At 68.2% G+C, this 14,147-nt stretch carries 10 protein-coding genes; 3 read left to right on the top strand and 7 right to left on the bottom strand.

The features are described from left to right. Positions 1–14: 14 nt before the first annotated feature. The 4 genes from ACFQDH_RS09925 to moeB all read right to left on the bottom strand — a co-directional run bounded on the left by ACFQDH_RS09925 (position 15) and on the right by moeB (position 8,089). Positions 15–3,368 carry an ATP-dependent helicase gene (locus ACFQDH_RS09925; protein WP_382400834.1) on the bottom strand — a complete coding sequence of 1,118 codons (3,354 nt, stop codon included), beginning with the start codon at positions 3,366–3,368 and terminating at the stop codon, positions 15–17. Further along, a complete protein-coding gene (locus tag ACFQDH_RS09920) occupies positions 3,365–6,505 on the bottom strand; it encodes an ATP-dependent helicase (RefSeq protein ID WP_382400832.1) in 3,141 nt (1,046 codons plus the stop codon). The genes ACFQDH_RS09925 and ACFQDH_RS09920 overlap by 4 nt, the downstream gene beginning before the upstream one ends. A 101-nt stretch (positions 6,506–6,606) precedes the next feature. Further along, the gene (locus ACFQDH_RS09915; protein WP_382400830.1) at positions 6,607–6,921 is read right to left on the bottom strand and encodes an MGMT family protein; all 315 of its coding nucleotides are present in this window, start codon (positions 6,919–6,921) and stop codon (positions 6,607–6,609) included. A gap of 1 nt (position 6,922) precedes the next feature. Beyond that, positions 6,923–8,089 (bottom strand): molybdopterin-synthase adenylyltransferase MoeB, encoded by a 1,167-nt coding sequence (gene moeB / locus ACFQDH_RS09910; RefSeq protein ID WP_382400828.1) that lies wholly within the window; start codon positions 8,087–8,089, stop codon positions 6,923–6,925. A 76-nt stretch (positions 8,090–8,165) separates the two neighbouring features. Here moeB and ACFQDH_RS09905 point away from each other — a divergent pair, with 76 nt between their 5' ends. Both ACFQDH_RS09905 and ACFQDH_RS09900 read left to right on the top strand, forming a co-directional pair. Next, positions 8,166–8,795 carry a TetR/AcrR family transcriptional regulator gene (locus tag ACFQDH_RS09905; protein WP_382400826.1) on the top strand — a complete coding sequence of 210 codons (630 nt, stop codon included), beginning with the start codon at positions 8,166–8,168 and terminating at the stop codon, positions 8,793–8,795. A 178-nt stretch (positions 8,796–8,973) separates the two neighbouring features. Continuing rightward, on the top strand, positions 8,974–9,195 hold the full coding sequence (locus tag ACFQDH_RS09900) for a DUF3107 domain-containing protein (RefSeq protein ID WP_382400824.1): 222 nt from the start codon (positions 8,974–8,976) through the stop codon (positions 9,193–9,195). Between the two features lie 91 nt (positions 9,196–9,286). On the opposite strand, the gene ACFQDH_RS09895 is transcribed toward ACFQDH_RS09900, so the two are convergent. Together ACFQDH_RS09895 and ACFQDH_RS09890 are read right to left on the bottom strand one after the other, a co-directional pair. Next, on the bottom strand, positions 9,287–11,482 hold the full coding sequence (locus ACFQDH_RS09895) for an ABC transporter permease (RefSeq protein ID WP_382400822.1): 2,196 nt from the start codon (positions 11,480–11,482) through the stop codon (positions 9,287–9,289). A gap of 382 nt (positions 11,483–11,864) precedes the next feature. Beyond that, the gene (locus tag ACFQDH_RS09890; RefSeq protein ID WP_382400820.1) at positions 11,865–12,698 is read right to left on the bottom strand and encodes an ABC transporter ATP-binding protein; all 834 of its coding nucleotides are present in this window, start codon (positions 12,696–12,698) and stop codon (positions 11,865–11,867) included. A gap of 328 nt (positions 12,699–13,026) precedes the next feature. Here ACFQDH_RS09890 and ACFQDH_RS09885 point away from each other — a divergent pair, with 328 nt between their 5' ends. Then, positions 13,027–13,299: a GlsB/YeaQ/YmgE family stress response membrane protein gene (locus tag ACFQDH_RS09885; protein ID WP_382400818.1), complete on the top strand. Its 273-nt coding sequence runs from the start codon at positions 13,027–13,029 to the stop codon at positions 13,297–13,299. 68 nt (positions 13,300–13,367) lie between these two features. On the opposite strand, the gene ACFQDH_RS09880 is transcribed toward ACFQDH_RS09885, so the two are convergent. Then, entirely contained in the window at positions 13,368–14,078 is a 711-nt protein-coding gene (locus tag ACFQDH_RS09880; protein ID WP_382400816.1) for a ferritin-like fold-containing protein, read from the bottom strand. Positions 14,079–14,147: the final 69 nt, after the last annotated feature.

Genomic DNA, 14,147 nt, shown 5'->3' with positions numbered 1-14,147 from the left:
GGGTCGGTTCGGGCTCAGCCCGGAATCTGTTGCAGCAGAGCGGAAATGGCATCGTCGTCCGGCAGCGATGGCCACACGGTGTCACCCGTGGCGGCGTAGTAGAACGCAGCGTCGACCTGGTCGGTCGACACGCCGCGCAGCCGCGCGAACGCCAGCCGGTACGCCGCCAGCTGCAGCATCCGCACCTGCATCGCGGCGCCGGACGGACGAGCACCGGTCTTCCAGTCGACGATGACGAACCCGCCGTCGTCCCGCCGGAACACGGCATCGATACGGCCACGCACCGAGATGCCGTCGATCCAGGTCTCGACCGAGACCTCGATCTCCTCCGGCGCACGTGAGGCCCACTCCGATGCGAGAAAACGTTCCTTCAGCACTTCCAGGTCGGCTCCGTCGTCGGCGCCTTCGTCGGCCGCACCGGGCAACTCCATGACGTCGACCAGCGCCGCTTGTGCGTAGTGCTGCTCGATCCACGCGTGGAACGCGGTGCCGCGCCGGGCCGCGAGCGCGGGTGGCGCCGGCATCGGCCGTCGGAGCCGGCGGGTGAAGTCCTCCGGGTCGTCGGCCAGCGACACGATCGCCGAAGCCGACAGGTGTCGCGGCAGCAGAACCGCTCCGATGCCTCGACTGCGGGCCCTATCCCGTTCTCGCAGCAGGAGTTCGATCTCCTGCTCACGGTCGTCCAGCGGCAGCAACTCCTGTGTCACCCCTGCGGTCAACGCGGCCGACACCCGCGCCACGCCATCGGCGAGGTCGGCCCGCCGGCCGGCCATCGGATCGGTCGGCCAGGTGACAGTCGAATCTCCATCGTCACGAGGGTCGGCCACCCTGGTCTCACCCGGCTTGGGCTCGGGCATCGGCTCCCAGACCTCTTGCCGCACGAGGCCCGCGTCGACCAACTCGCTCAGGTAACGCGACGTGATGCGGGGCGTGCTCGCAGCGGCCCACACCGACGCGGTCAGCAGCAGCTCCGAGCGTGCTCTCGTGAAGGCGACATAGGCGAGGCGGCGCTCTTCGTCGAGGCCGTGTTCGCCTGCGGCTGCTTTGAATTCGTTGATCGCGTCGCGTAGCTCACGCGCGTCAGTGGCCTCGGCCCAGCGCAGTTGCGGCAGGCCGTCGGCATCGCCGCGCAAGTCGAAGGGCAGCCCGTCGAGACCCCCGATCCATTCGGATGCGTTGATCGCCCAGGTCGACGGGTCGCTGGGGACGCCCTTCGGGCTGATCTTCCAGCCGCCGTATTCGGCGCTCCACCCCGGTTGCCCGGAATGGGCCGGGAAGGTGCACTCGACGAGACCTGGCACGGCGACGATGTCCCACTCGAGACCTTTGGCGGCGTGGACCGTCAACACCTGCACAGCACGGGGCTCCGCCTCGAGGTAGGGCCGGTCGAGACCGCGCTCCTCACGCTCCGCGGCGGCGAGCCAGGCCAGGAACCCGCCGAGGGTCGGTCGATCCGAAGATGCGCCGAATCCCGCTGCCACCTCTGCGAATCCGTCGAGGTGCACCCGGGCCGTCTCGGGCGTCTGACCCGGCCTCGCAAGCACTTCGATGTCGAGCGCGAGCGCCCGCTCAGCTTCCACGACCAGCTCGCTCAGCGGCAACCCGGTCATCGACCGCAGCCGGCGGATCTCGTCGCGCAGTCCGCCGAGCCGCTCCAGTGCAAGCTCGCTGAGCCGTTGGCCGGCGGAGCCGCGCCAGTCGGGGTCGGGCAGCTCATCCAGCGCCTCGATGATCGAGGGCCGGTCGCGAGTCTCGGAGGAGATGTCCTGCCGGCTTCGGTCATCGCCCCCATCGGTCGCAGGCTTGGGGCGGTCGCGACGCTCCAGCGTGCGTGCCCACTCCCCCAGCCCGTCGAGGTCGGCCGCGCCCAGGCGCATCAGCGGACCGGTCAGGAGTCGCATCAGCTGGTCGCCGCGCGTCGGATCCTGCACTGCCCACAGCAAACTCACGATGTCGGCCACCTCTGGGGTGGTCAGCAAGCCACCGACACCGACGACTTCAACCGGCAGATTGCGGTCGCGCAGGGCTTCGACCACTGCGGTGAATTGCGAACGCTTGCGACAGAGCACCGCTGCGGTGCGTTTCGTCCACTCCCCATCGGGCAGGGTGTGCCGTTGGTCGATCCATTCCGCGAGGTATGCCGCCTCCGCCTCCTGGTCGATCAACCGGGCCGCGGTGACCACACCGTCGCCCGCACCGGGCCGAGGTTGCAGGGTCGCCACGGGCACCGCGCTGGCCTCGCGCAGCGGAGCCGCGGCGCGGTTCGCGGCGGCCAGAATGCTGCTGTCGTTGCGCCAACTACGAGACAGCTGAAGGACTTTCGCGGGTCCGCTCGTGTCGGCGAAGAGCTGCGGGAACGTGCCGAGCGTTGTCGCGCTCGCACCACGCCATCCGTAGATCGACTGGTGCGGGTCACCGACCGCGGTCACCCGCACGTCCTTGCCGGGGGTGTCGTCGGTGCCGGCATACAGCGAGCGCAGCAGCACCATCTGTGCCTCGCTGGTGTCCTGGAACTCGTCCAGCAGCACGGCCCGGAACCGGCCGCGCTCCAAGTCGCTGAGCGCTGGGAAGGAACGGGCCAACTCCGCGGCGAGCGCCATCTGATCGGCAAAGTCGAGCGCGGACCGCTGCCGCTTCAGCTGCAGATAGCGCTGCACGATCGGCACCACCTGCCGACGAGCGGTCAGTGCGGCGGAGACCTTCTTCATCTCGCCACCGGTCACCTTGGTCGTGCCGACCGCGGGCAATTGCGCTGTGTCCGTGAGGTATTGGTCAAGGTAGGTGATGAGGTCATCGACACCGACGAGATGCTCGGCGAGTTCGCCGGCGAGGCTGACCACTGCAGTGGTGACGTTGCCCTCGGTGAAGGTCACCTCGTCCATCGGGCCGTCATACCCGAGGACGGCTTCGGAGGCCAGCTGCCAGGCAGCGGCTTCGGACAGCAGTCGCGACTCCGGCTCGATGCCGAGTCGGAGGCCGTGCTCACCAACCAGTCGCCCGGCGTAGGAGTGGTAGGTCTGCACGGTTGGCAGCTCGGCCATGGCCTGCGTGCCGTCGTCCGTGGTCGGCAGCCAGAGTCCCTCCCGACGCAGCCGCCGCAGCCGCAGGCCGATGCGCTCGGCGAGCTGTCCGGCAGCCTTGCGGGTGAAGGTCAGGCCCAGCACCTGGTCCGGCTCGACATGGCCGTTGGCGACCAGCCACACCACGCGCGCAGCCATCGTCTCGGTCTTCCCCGAACCTGCTCCTGCCACGACGAGCAACGGCGCGTCCGGCGACGCCTCGGTCACGGCGACCTGCTCCTGGGTGGGCTGCGGAAGACCCAATGACTGTGCGAGATCGATTGCGGAATAACGCTGTTCGGCGATCACAACCGGCCCCCTTCAGGGTGCAGCGGGCAGCTGTTGAGCACCGGGCAGGTGCGACACCGCTTGTTGATCTGAGCGGTGAAGGTGGCAGCCGACATACCGTCGGCGGTCTCGGCGAGCAGGTCGTATGCCCAGCGCGGGTCCTCCTGATCGGCCAACGGTGCCTGGACCTGCGTGTCGGCACTCTTGCCGCCGGCCTTGCCCACCTGAACCAATGCCGCGCCGCCGGAGACATTGCCCTCCTTGAACCCGCCCTCGGCGACGGCCACCTGGTAGGTGCCCAGCTGCGGGTTGGCCGGCAGGTCGGCGGCGGACGGCTTGGACGCACCGGTCTTGAGGTCGATGATCCGCAGCTCCTCCGCACGCCGCTCGAGCCGGTCGACCCGACCGGTGAGACGTGCTCGGCCGACGAGCACCGAGAAGTCGATCTCGACTCCCACCGGTTGCCAGCCCTGCGCCTTCGCCTCGTCGAGGTAGCCGACCAGGCGCTGCAGCATCTGGTGCGCCGTCACGCGCTTCTGCGCCGAGACCCAGGTGTCGCCGAGTCCGAGTCGCGCCCAGCGCTCATCGAGAGCTGCGGCCATGGCGTCGGGGTCGGAGTCGGCGAACTCCTGGGCGACCTCGTGCACCAACGTGCCGAGTGCCGCGGCACCCACATCCGGGCCGTCGCCGCCTGCCGTCGTCAGCAGCCAGTTGAGCGAGCAGTTGCCGAAGCTCTCGACCCGTGAGGGCGACACCTGAACCAGTTGGTCGGGCGCGCGCAGCGGGCGGTCGTCGGTGATCTCGCGCAACGCCCACCACTGGCGGGGGTCGGCGCCGCGAACCCCCGCACCGGCCAGCCTGGCCAGTTGCCCGGCAGCCTGGGAACGCGTGTCATCGTCACCGACGGCAAGCTCGCGACGCAGCTCGGCCACCACCGCCGACAACGTCGTCGGCCGGGCGACCTCGGTGAAGTCGCGCAACGCATCCGGGTCGTCGGCGACGTCCAGCGGGTCCACGACATCGAGGTATGGCGAGGGTTGTTCGTCCTCGTTGCGCACCGCCGTGACCAGCAGCCGCTCGCTCGCGCGGCTGACTGCAACGAGGAACTGGCGGGTTTCGTCATACCGAACGGCGGTCTGGGCCGCGCGCCACGAGTCGCCGCGCGCGGCCAGCACGTCGACCAGCCGTTCGGAGCCGAGCAGCGAGCCGCGCAGTCGCAGGTCGGGCCAGACGCCCTCCTGCACTCCCGCAACCACGACGAACTGCCACTCGCGGCCGGCCGCGGCCTGCGGTGTCAGCAGCGCCACGGTCTCGTCGGCCGGAGCCGACGCGACCAGCCGGTCGCCCGGCACGTCCTGACCGCGCACGTGCTCCAGGAAGTCCAGCGGCGCCGCGCCGGGAAGCCGGTCGACATACGCGGCAGCATCCGAGAACAGCGCGACGATCGCGTCGAGGCGACTGTCGGCGCGCGTGCCCTCGCGACCGCCGGCGAGCGCCTTGGCCTGCCAGTCGGCGGCCAACCCGGCGGCCTCCCACATCGCCCACAGCACCGTCTCGGCGGTCGCGCCCGGTGCGAGCGCCGCCTCACGCCCCGCGCGTATGACGCCCGCGACCCGCACCGCGGGAGTGGCGACCGGCCCGAGCAGCTCCAGCCACGGCAACCCGACGACGGACGCCGCAAGCAATTCGTCGGACGACCGCGAACCGTCCGAGCCCAACTCCTCGGCGCGCAACGCGCGACGCAGACGTCGCAGCGCGACCGCGTCGGCACCACCGAGCGGCGAGGACAGCACGTCAGCGGCGGCCTCCGGGCTGATCGGGTCGGAGTCGTCGGCGAGCAGTTTGCCGACGGTCTCGAGCAATGCCAGGAACGGCCGAACTGCCGGCTCCTCGCGCAACGGCACGACCGTTGGCGGCGAATTGACCGGCACACCAGCGGTGTTCAGCGCTCGTCGCAGCGAACCGGCGCGGCCCTGTCCGCGCACGATGACCGCCATCTGCGACCAGGCCAGCCCGTCGAGCAGGTGCGCCCGCCGCAACTGCGCCGCGATGTGCGCGGCCTCCTGCGGCGCCGACCGCAGCAGCGCGACATCGAGCCGCCCGCCAGGTCTCGACGCCACCCGGCGGTGCTCGGCACCGGCGATCGCGCCGATGCGCTCGGCGACGCGCTCGGCAGCCGCACGCACCACGGCCGGTTGGCGGTGCCCGACAGGAAGCGTCGCGTGATCGACGGCACCGAAGTGGTCGCCCAGCGCACCGAACATCAGTGGATCAGCACCGCGGAAGCCCTGCACGGCGGCATCCGGGTCGCCGATCAGCACGACCTGGGTGTCCGGCGCGACGACCAAGCGCAGCAGGCGCGCGGCGGCTCGAGTGATCTCCTGCGCGTCATCGATGACCACGAGTCGGATGGCGCGCTGGACACGGTCACGCGCGTCGAGGTCGGCCTCCAGCAGGTCGGCGGCGGCGCTGAGGATCCACGCGGGGTCAAACGCGCCGGGCCGCGACAGTGCGGTCACCTGGTCGTATTCGTCGAGCACCCGCGCAGCGGCTTCCCACTCAGGATGCTCGTGCCGGCGACCCAACTCGGTCAGCTCCTGGGCGGTCAGTCCCCACTCGACCGCACGCATCAACAGATCACGCAACTCATTGCGAAAACCCCTGGTGGGCAACGCATTGTGCACGAACTCCGGCCACTGCGGCGGTATGCCGTCACCGGCTTCGTGACCGGCCAGCAACTCGCGCAGCACGACGTCCTGCTCGGGTCCGCTGAGCAGCCGAGGGGCAGGCTCGCCCTGCAACGCAGCGGCCTGGCGCAGGATGCCGAAGCCGAGCGCCTGGTGGGTCCTGGCCAGCGGCTCGGTGGAGGTGCGCTGCAGGCGTGCGGTCACCCGGTCCCGCAGGTCGGCCGCGGCGAGCCGGGTCGGCGCGAGCAGCAGACAAGCATCCGGGCGTATGCCGCGCTCCACCGCCGCCACGACGCACTCGACCGCGAGGGTCGTCTTGCCGCTGCCTGGCGCACCGATCACGACCTGGGCACGCTGGGTGCTGTCGCGCACCACCTGTTGCACCTCGTCGAGCACCGGCGGTCGCACCGCCAGGTCGGGCGATCGTCGTAGCTCCAGCACGCGACTCATCCCATCACGCGCGACCGACATACGCCCGCACGTCCACGACCGAGAGGAGCACCACGTGACCGAGAGGAGTACGAAATCCGGGCCGATCCATACTCCTCTCGGTCAGTCAGTACTCCTCTCGGTCAAGGGGTCGTCAGGTCGAAGCGCGCGCGGCGCAGGTCGACGCGGTCCAGGAAGACGCCCTTCAGCGGCGTGCCCTCCTCGCGATAGTGCGCGAGCGCCTCGTCCTCGTGTCCCTGCGGAGGCCGTCCGTCGGCGCGCAGCACCCGCCACCAGGTGACCATGGCGCCGTACTCCGACATCACCGCACCGACCTGTCGCGGTCCGGCACCGACGACCTTGCCGATGTCGCCATACGTGACGACCTTGCCCTCGGGGACGCTGTCGACGACCTCGAGCACCGCATCGGCCAGCTCGGGCAGTTCGTGGACCGTCATGTCAGTAGCGAGGGAGGGACGGGTCGATCTGATCGATCCAGGCGAGCACGCCCCCGTCGAGCGAACGCGCTCGCACGCCGGTCGCCGCTGCGACCAGCCGCACCGCCTCCGCCGACCGAGCGCCACTGCGGCAGTAGAAGACCGCGTCCTCGTCCAGGTCGGCAACCGCATCAAGCGAAGTGCCGTCGCGCAGGCCCTCAACCTCCACATGTATGCCGCCGCCGGGCAGCGACACGATGTCGCGTTCGGCCGGAGTGCGCACGTCGACCAACACCGGCACCCGTCCCGCGGCGATCAGGTCTGCCAGCTCGCGCACGCCAATCGTCGTCACCGGCTCCTGCGAGATCCCGCACGACACGTCTTCGTCCCGCAGCACAGTGATGCTCGGGTGGTCGCCGCACACCGCACACTCCGGGTCACGCGCGACCGGCACGGTCGCCCAGGTTCCGGCGAGCGCGTCGTGCACCTGGATCCGACCGGCCAACGGCTCGCCGATGCCCAGCACGAGCTTCACCGTCTCGGTGGCCTGGATCGAACCCATCACACCTGGCAGCGACCCCACCACGCCCGCCTCGGCGCACGACGGAACTGTCCCTGGCGGCGGCGCAGTCGGGAAAATGCAGCGATAGCAAGGGGCTTCGCCATACCCCCAGACTGTGACCTGTCCGTCGAACCGGTTGATCGACGACCACACCAGTGGGAGTCCGAGCAGCACACACGCGTCATTGACCAGGTAACGAGTGGCGAAGTTGTCGGTGGCGTCCACGATCACGTCGTGGTCTGCGAAGAGCGTCAATGCGTTGTCCGCGGTCAGTCGCTGCTCGACACCGACGACCTCGATGTCCGGGTTGAGCTCGGTGGCCGCGCGCACCGCCGAGTCGACCTTGGCGACGCCGACGTCCGCCGTGCGGTGGATGACCTGCCGGTGCAGGTTGCTCAACTCGACGATGTCGTCGTCGATGACGGTCAGCCGCCCGATGCCCGCGCCGGCGAGATACGAGACGACCGGGGCGGCGAGGCCACCTGCGCCGACCACCAGCACGCGGGCGGCGGCGAGCTTGCGCTGGCCTGCCACACCGACCTCCGGCAGCAACGTGTGCCGCGAGTATCGCTCGGCCTGGTTGCTGTCACTGGGCGTACTGCCGCGTAACCTTTGTGGGCAAGTCACATTGCCGAAGCCTAGTCTCGCTCTAGTATGCCGAGCGGAGGCGCCTTGTCGGGCGCTGATCAGAAAGGAACCTGGAGTGAGTGTTGCGGACGCGGGAGCCCGCGGAGGACGACTGCCACGCTCGGCTCGACGAGCCCAGCTTTTGGAGGCTGCGCAGTCGGTCTTCGCCGAGTCCGGCTACCACGCGGCGGCGATGGACGAGATCGCCGAACGGGCGCACGTCAGCAAACCTGTTCTCTACCAACACTTTCCAGGCAAGCTCGACCTCTACCTCGCATTGATCGAGCAGCACACTGCGGAGCTGCCCGAGCTGGTGCGCGCCGCGATGGCCTCGACCCAGGACAACCAGGAGCGCGTCGCCGCCGCGGTGCGGACCTTCTTCTCGTTCGTCGAGCGCGAGGACGCCGCCTTCCGGCTGGTGTTCGAATCCGACCTGCTCGGCGAGCCCGAGGTCGCCGGCCGCGTCGACAAAATGAGCGCCGAGTGCGCGGATGCCGTCGCGAAGGTCATCCAGGAGGACACCGACCTGCCGCCGGAGAAGTCCCTGCTGCTCGGTGTCGCAACGGTCGGTATGTCCCAGACCGTCGCCCGCTCGTGGATGCACCAGCGGACCGTGCCCCGCGAGGAGGCCGAGAATCTGGTCGCAAGCCTTGTATGGCGCGGCCTGGCCGGCTTCCCGCTGCACCCCGAGCAGCCCGACGCCTGACCGACCCACACTTCACCGAGTGACGCACTTGACGCCGAGTGACGCAGTTGCAAGTGCGTCACTCAGCGTCAACTACGTCAGTCGCGGCGGTGGCCTCGGGCGCGCCTGCACTCCCCACGTAGAGTGACGCCAATTGGTGAACCGCCCTACTCGATGCCTACTACAAGGGAGCTTGAACGTGGAGATCCGGATCGGTGTGCAGCACGTCGCACGCGAGGTCGTCCTGGAGTCCGAGCAGTCGCCGGACGAGGTCCAGAAGCTGGTCGAGACCGCTCTCGAGAAGGGCACCCCTCTGGTGCTGACCGACGAGCGCGGCCACAACGTCGTCATACCCGGGAACGTGCTGGGTTACATCGACATCGGCAGTGAGCAGCGCGGCCGCGTTGGTTTCGGAGGCTGAGTCTTTGGTCGCACTCCTCACGGACAACAACGACACGGGCCGGTCACCTCAACTGAGGTGACCGGCCCGTTGCCGTTGCGGTAACCGCGGATCACAGATCCGCGATGGCCTCCAGCGGCTTGGTGCGAGCGGCCCGGATCGCCGGCCACAGGGCGGCCAACACACCACACACACCGGCAGCCACCAGCGTGAAGAGCACGGTGCCCCAAGGCACGACCGGTTGTATGCCGGTCAGCCACTCCCGGAAGGTACGGACCAGACACCAGCCGATGACCACGCCCAGCACCATGCCGAGCAGCGCCCCGAAGATCGAGATCAGCACCGACTCCAGGTAGATCGTGCGCCGGACCTGCTTGCGCAACATCCCGACGGCCCGGAGCATCCCGATCTCGCGCTTGCGTTCGACGACCGACAGCGCCAGCGTGTTGATGATGCCGAGGACCGCGATCACCAGCGCCAGGCCGAGCATGCCGTAGAGCACCACCAGCATCTGGTTGATCTGCTGCGCTGAGGAGTTGGCGAACTGCTCCTTCGTCTGCACCTTCACCGTCAGGTAGGAGCCCGTCGCATCCTCGACGCGCTGTTGCACGGCGGCAGTGTCCGCCCCGTTCTTGACCAGGACGAGGTCGACGAAGTCGGCGCGCAGGCTTGGCGGCGTGAGCGTCTCGAACGCACCGTTGCCAAGTTGCCACGGATCCATCAACGCCGAACTCTTATAGATACCAACGACGTTCACCTGGGCGCTCTGACCGAACTTGCTCTTGAAAGTGAGCGTCTGGCCGACGGTCCAGTGGTGCGTCTTGGCGTATTTGTCGGAGACCAGCAGACCGTTGGGCGGCAATTTCGCGACGCCCTCGACCATCGTGATGCTCGCTGCTCTCGTCAGATCGCCGCTCGGCGCATTTCCGCTGATGTCCTTGCCGTTCACGGTTGCCGACACGGCATGGATCGAGACGACCTGGTCCACACCGTCGACCTTCTTGATCGCCGCACTGACGGCGGGCGGGAGTGCGCCCCTGCCGCTGGTGCCGGACACGATGATCGGAGCCCGGACCTGGCTGTTGACGGCGTCGTTGATCGTCGCCTTGAACGACGCACCGAGCGTGCCGATGATCGCCACGAGCATCAGGCCGAGCGTCAGCGCGAAGGCCGTCGCGGCCGTCCGCCGCGGATTGCGTATGGCGTTGGTGCGTGCCAGCTGTCCGAGCTTTCCGAACGGCTTGGCGAGCACCAGGCCGAGCGCGCCGACCACCGGTCGCGCCAGGGCCGGCGCCCCACACACCACCGCGATGATCGTCAGGATGGCACCGAGGCCGACCATGCCGGCCGCGCCACCACCCTTGCCACTGCCACCGATCGCCAACGCGACGACGGCGAGCACAGCGAGCACAGCCGCGATGAGAGTGCGAACTCGCAGCGAGGACGCACCGTCGGTCTGGCTCTCGCGCATGGCCTCCACCGGTGCGACACGCGACGCACGACGGGCCGGAGCCAGGGCACTGACCGTCGTGACGACGACACCGACCAGGATGCACGCGATGATCGGCCCGGCACCGACGACCAGCGAGCCACTGGGCAGCCCGGTGCCGGTGCTGGACAAGAGGGCTTGCAGCCCTGCGGCGAGTCCGGTGCCGACCGCAAGCCCGATGATCGAGCCGATCAAACCGACCACGATCGCTTCGAGCATCACCGAACGCATCACCTGGCCACGCCCCGCGCCGATGGCACGCAGCAACGCCAGCTCGCGGACCCGCTGAGCGACGATCATCGAAAAGGTGTTGTAGATGATGAACGTGCCGACGATCAGGCCGATCGCCGCGAAGGCCAGCAGGATGTAGTTGAAGATCTGCAGGAACGAGTTGATGGCGTCCTTGTTCTCCTTGCGCACCTCGGCGCCGGTCTGCACCTTGTAACCGGGGAACTCCTTGTTGATCCGCTGCTTCAGCGTGTCGGCGGAGACCCCTTTGACCGCACCGAGTTGCACCATCGAGGCGTGCGATCCGTCGGTGAACAGTCTCTTGGCGGTCGCCGTGTCGAAGTCCATCTCGGTGTAACCGGACGTGTCTCCGGCCATGTCCACCAAGCCGACGATCGTGACGTCGAAGGGCTTGGCATCACCCGTCGAGACGACCACCTTCGTCTGCGATCCAACCTTGAGGTCCGCGCGCTTCGCAGCGCTCTTGTTGAGCACCGCCTCGTGCGGCCCGTGCGGCGCCCTGCCACCGGGCAGGATCGTCGCGCTACCGGGGTCGAGCGCCTGGTCCTTGGGGACCCAGTTGGCGCCCATCGAAGGGGCACCCCGGTCTGCAGCGCCTTGCCCTTGGAATTGGCGATCGTCATCATCGACTGGTAACCCGGAACGACTCGGGCGACGCCGAGCGTGGACTTGTCCCGCTGGATCTGTTGTATGACGGAGTCCGGCACACCGAGACTCTCGAGCCCGCCATACGCGTTGGTGGCGGACGTCTTCGGGCTGATCTGGGTGTCGACGCCGATGGCGACCTTGTCGAAGATGCCGTTGAAGGCGTTGCTCATCGTCGAGGTGAAGATGAGGGCGCCGGCGATGAACGACGTGCCGAGCACGACGGACAAGACGGTGAGGATCAGGCGCAATTTGTGCGCCGCGAGATTTCGCAAGGAGACCTTGCGCATCGTGGATGCCATGTCGATCAGTCCCGGCCCGCGGCCGGCGACTGCGTCTCGGACGACTGCTCCGGCACCTGAGTCGGCGGGTGCTCGTCGAGGTGCTTCATGTATTCGTAGATGTCGTCGGTCGACAGGCCACGCTGGTCGTTCACGATCTGCCCATCGGCCAGGAAGATCACCCGGTCGGCGTATGACGCGGCCCGTGGGTCGTGCGTCACGACGACAACGGTCTGGCCGAAGTCGTCGACCGTTGCGCGCAGGATCGACAGCACCTCGGCCGAGGACCTGGAGTCCAGGTTGCCGGTCGGCTCGTCACCGAAGATGATCTGCGGGCGCGCGACCAGGGCACGCGCACACGCGACACGCTGCACCTGGCCACCGGACAACTCACTGGGACGGTGTCCGAGGCGGTCGGCGAGACCGAGGCGGTCGACAACCGCCTGCATCCAGTCCTTGTCGACCTTCTTGCCCGCGATGTCCAGCGGCAGCGTGATGTTCTCGCGCGCGGTCAACGTCGGCACGAGGTTGAACGACTGGAAGACGAAGCCGACCAGGTCACGACGCAGCTTGGTCATCTGCTTGTCGTTCAGGCCGTTCAGCGGGATCGGGCCGATCTGCACATTGCCAGAGCTCGCGGTGTCGAGCCCGGCGAGGCAGTGCATCAGCGTCGACTTGCCCGAGCCGGACGGCCCCATGATCGCGGTGAACTCCCCCGCCGCGAACTCGACCGAAACCTCGCGCAACGCGTGCACGACGGTCTCGCCCTTGCCGTAGGTTTTCGCCAGCTTGTATGCCGCGGCGGCCGGCGGCGCTTGCGCTTCGAGCGCCACCTCTGGGGCGGCTGCTGGGTTGGTCATGTGGTTCCTCCCGAGAATCATGAAGTGTGCTGCAGTGTCGACAACGACTATTCCCCCGACCCTGATCCGACCGCTATGCGGTTCAACCCTGATCGTTCCCGGGTAAACCCTGACTCATCGCCGTGATCCGCGGCAAACAGTTTTCAGGGTCAAGCCGACCGTCATACCAGCGTTGCACTCGCCGGTGACAGCCACGACGACGCCAGACATTTACCGAACAGATACACGGCGCGCCCACATCAACCATTGCAGGTTCTCCCAGGGTGTAGGAAGGTCAGCCTTCAGGGTCCGTCTCCCGACAGGACCGCGACCAGAAAGAGAGAAGCACATGATCGGCGCAATCATCGGGGCCATCATCCTCGGGGCCATCATCGGCGTGCTCGCCCGGTTGGTACTGCCGGGCAAGCAGAACCTGTCGATGATGATGACCATCGGCATCGGCATCGTGTCCTCGTTCATCGCAACCCTGATCGTCGGCATGATCGGCTACCGAGGCAACGGTGGGATCAAGTGGATCCCGCTCATCGTCGGCGTCATCGTGGCCTGCATCGCGATCACGATCTACGGCAACATGACGGCCAAGAAGCAAGTCGCCCGCTGACCCAACCGCACGAAGAAATGCCCCGCAACCACACAGGTTGCGGGGCATTTTCGGGTATGGCGAAACCCCTACGCGGACAGGCCGAGCGCCTCCATCCGCGCGGTATGTGCGTCGGTGAGCCGGGTGAACATGTGCATCCAGTCGCGCAGGTCGAGGCCGTAACCGGACCCGGTGTCGACCAGCAGCCCCATCAAGTCGTCGTTCTCTGCGGCCACGCGCTGCGCCTGCGACAGAGCCTCGCCGATCAGCCGGCGGCCGAACAGGGCGAGCCGCCCCGCGACCTTGTCGTCGGCGGCGATCGCCCGGCGCAACTCCCCTGCGGCGAACTCAACCTGACCGGCGTCCTCCAGCGCCTCACGCGTCAGCCGGCGCGTCTCGGGGTCGACGAGTTCGGAGACCTCGCGATAGAAGTCGTTCGCGATCGAGTTGCCGGCGTAGACCTTCATCAGCGCCTCGACCCAGTCGGCGGGTGTTGCCCGCCGGTGCCAGTCGTCGACCGCTCGGGTGAACGGTGCCATCGTCTGGTGCGGGTCGGCTCCGAGCTCCTCGATCCGCGTTGCGAGTCGCTCGTAGTGTGCGAACTCCTGGGTCGCGACCTTCGCCAATGTCACCTTGTCCTGCGACGACGACGCGAACCCGGCCTCCTGCGCGATGGTGAGGAAGCCGACCAGCTCGCCATACGCCAGCACACCGAGGAGTGCGATGACACCGCGCCGATAGCCCGGCTCCGCAAGATCCTGCTCGACACGTACGGGCCGGTCGCGGGCGTCATCGGTCATGCCCAGATCGTAGCTGGCGAGGTATGACGCCCCAGCAAGGTACAATTTGCCACGACGGGTGGTGCTTAG

Origin of the sequence: Flexivirga alba, assembly GCF_042661025.1 — a bacterium.
Classification (GTDB): Bacteria; Actinomycetota; Actinomycetes; order Actinomycetales; family Dermatophilaceae; genus Flexivirga; species Flexivirga alba.
Note: the sequence above shows the minus strand (reverse complement) of the source record. Positions and strands in the feature narration are given on the sequence as shown.

What these genes read in the sequence shown, in the direction of transcription:
- ACFQDH_RS09915 (WP_382400830.1), bottom strand. Translation starts at nt 6,921, where the DNA reads ATGACGGTCCACGAACTGCCCGAGCTGGCCGATGCGGTGCTCGAGGTC.
- ACFQDH_RS09890 (WP_382400820.1), bottom strand. Translation starts at nt 12,698, where the DNA reads ATGACCAACCCAGCAGCCGCCCCAGAGGTGGCGCTCGAAGCGCAAGCG.
- ACFQDH_RS09880 (WP_382400816.1), bottom strand. Translation starts at nt 14,078, where the DNA reads ATGACCGATGACGCCCGCGACCGGCCCGTACGTGTCGAGCAGGATCTT.
- ACFQDH_RS09885 (WP_382400818.1), top strand. Translation starts at nt 13,027, where the DNA reads ATGATCGGCGCAATCATCGGGGCCATCATCCTCGGGGCCATCATCGGC.
- ACFQDH_RS09895 (WP_382400822.1), bottom strand. Translation starts at nt 11,482, where the DNA reads ATGGGCGCCAACTGGGTCCCCAAGGACCAGGCGCTCGACCCCGGTAGC.
- ACFQDH_RS09920 (WP_382400832.1), bottom strand. Translation starts at nt 6,505, where the DNA reads ATGTCGGTCGCGCGTGATGGGATGAGTCGCGTGCTGGAGCTACGACGA.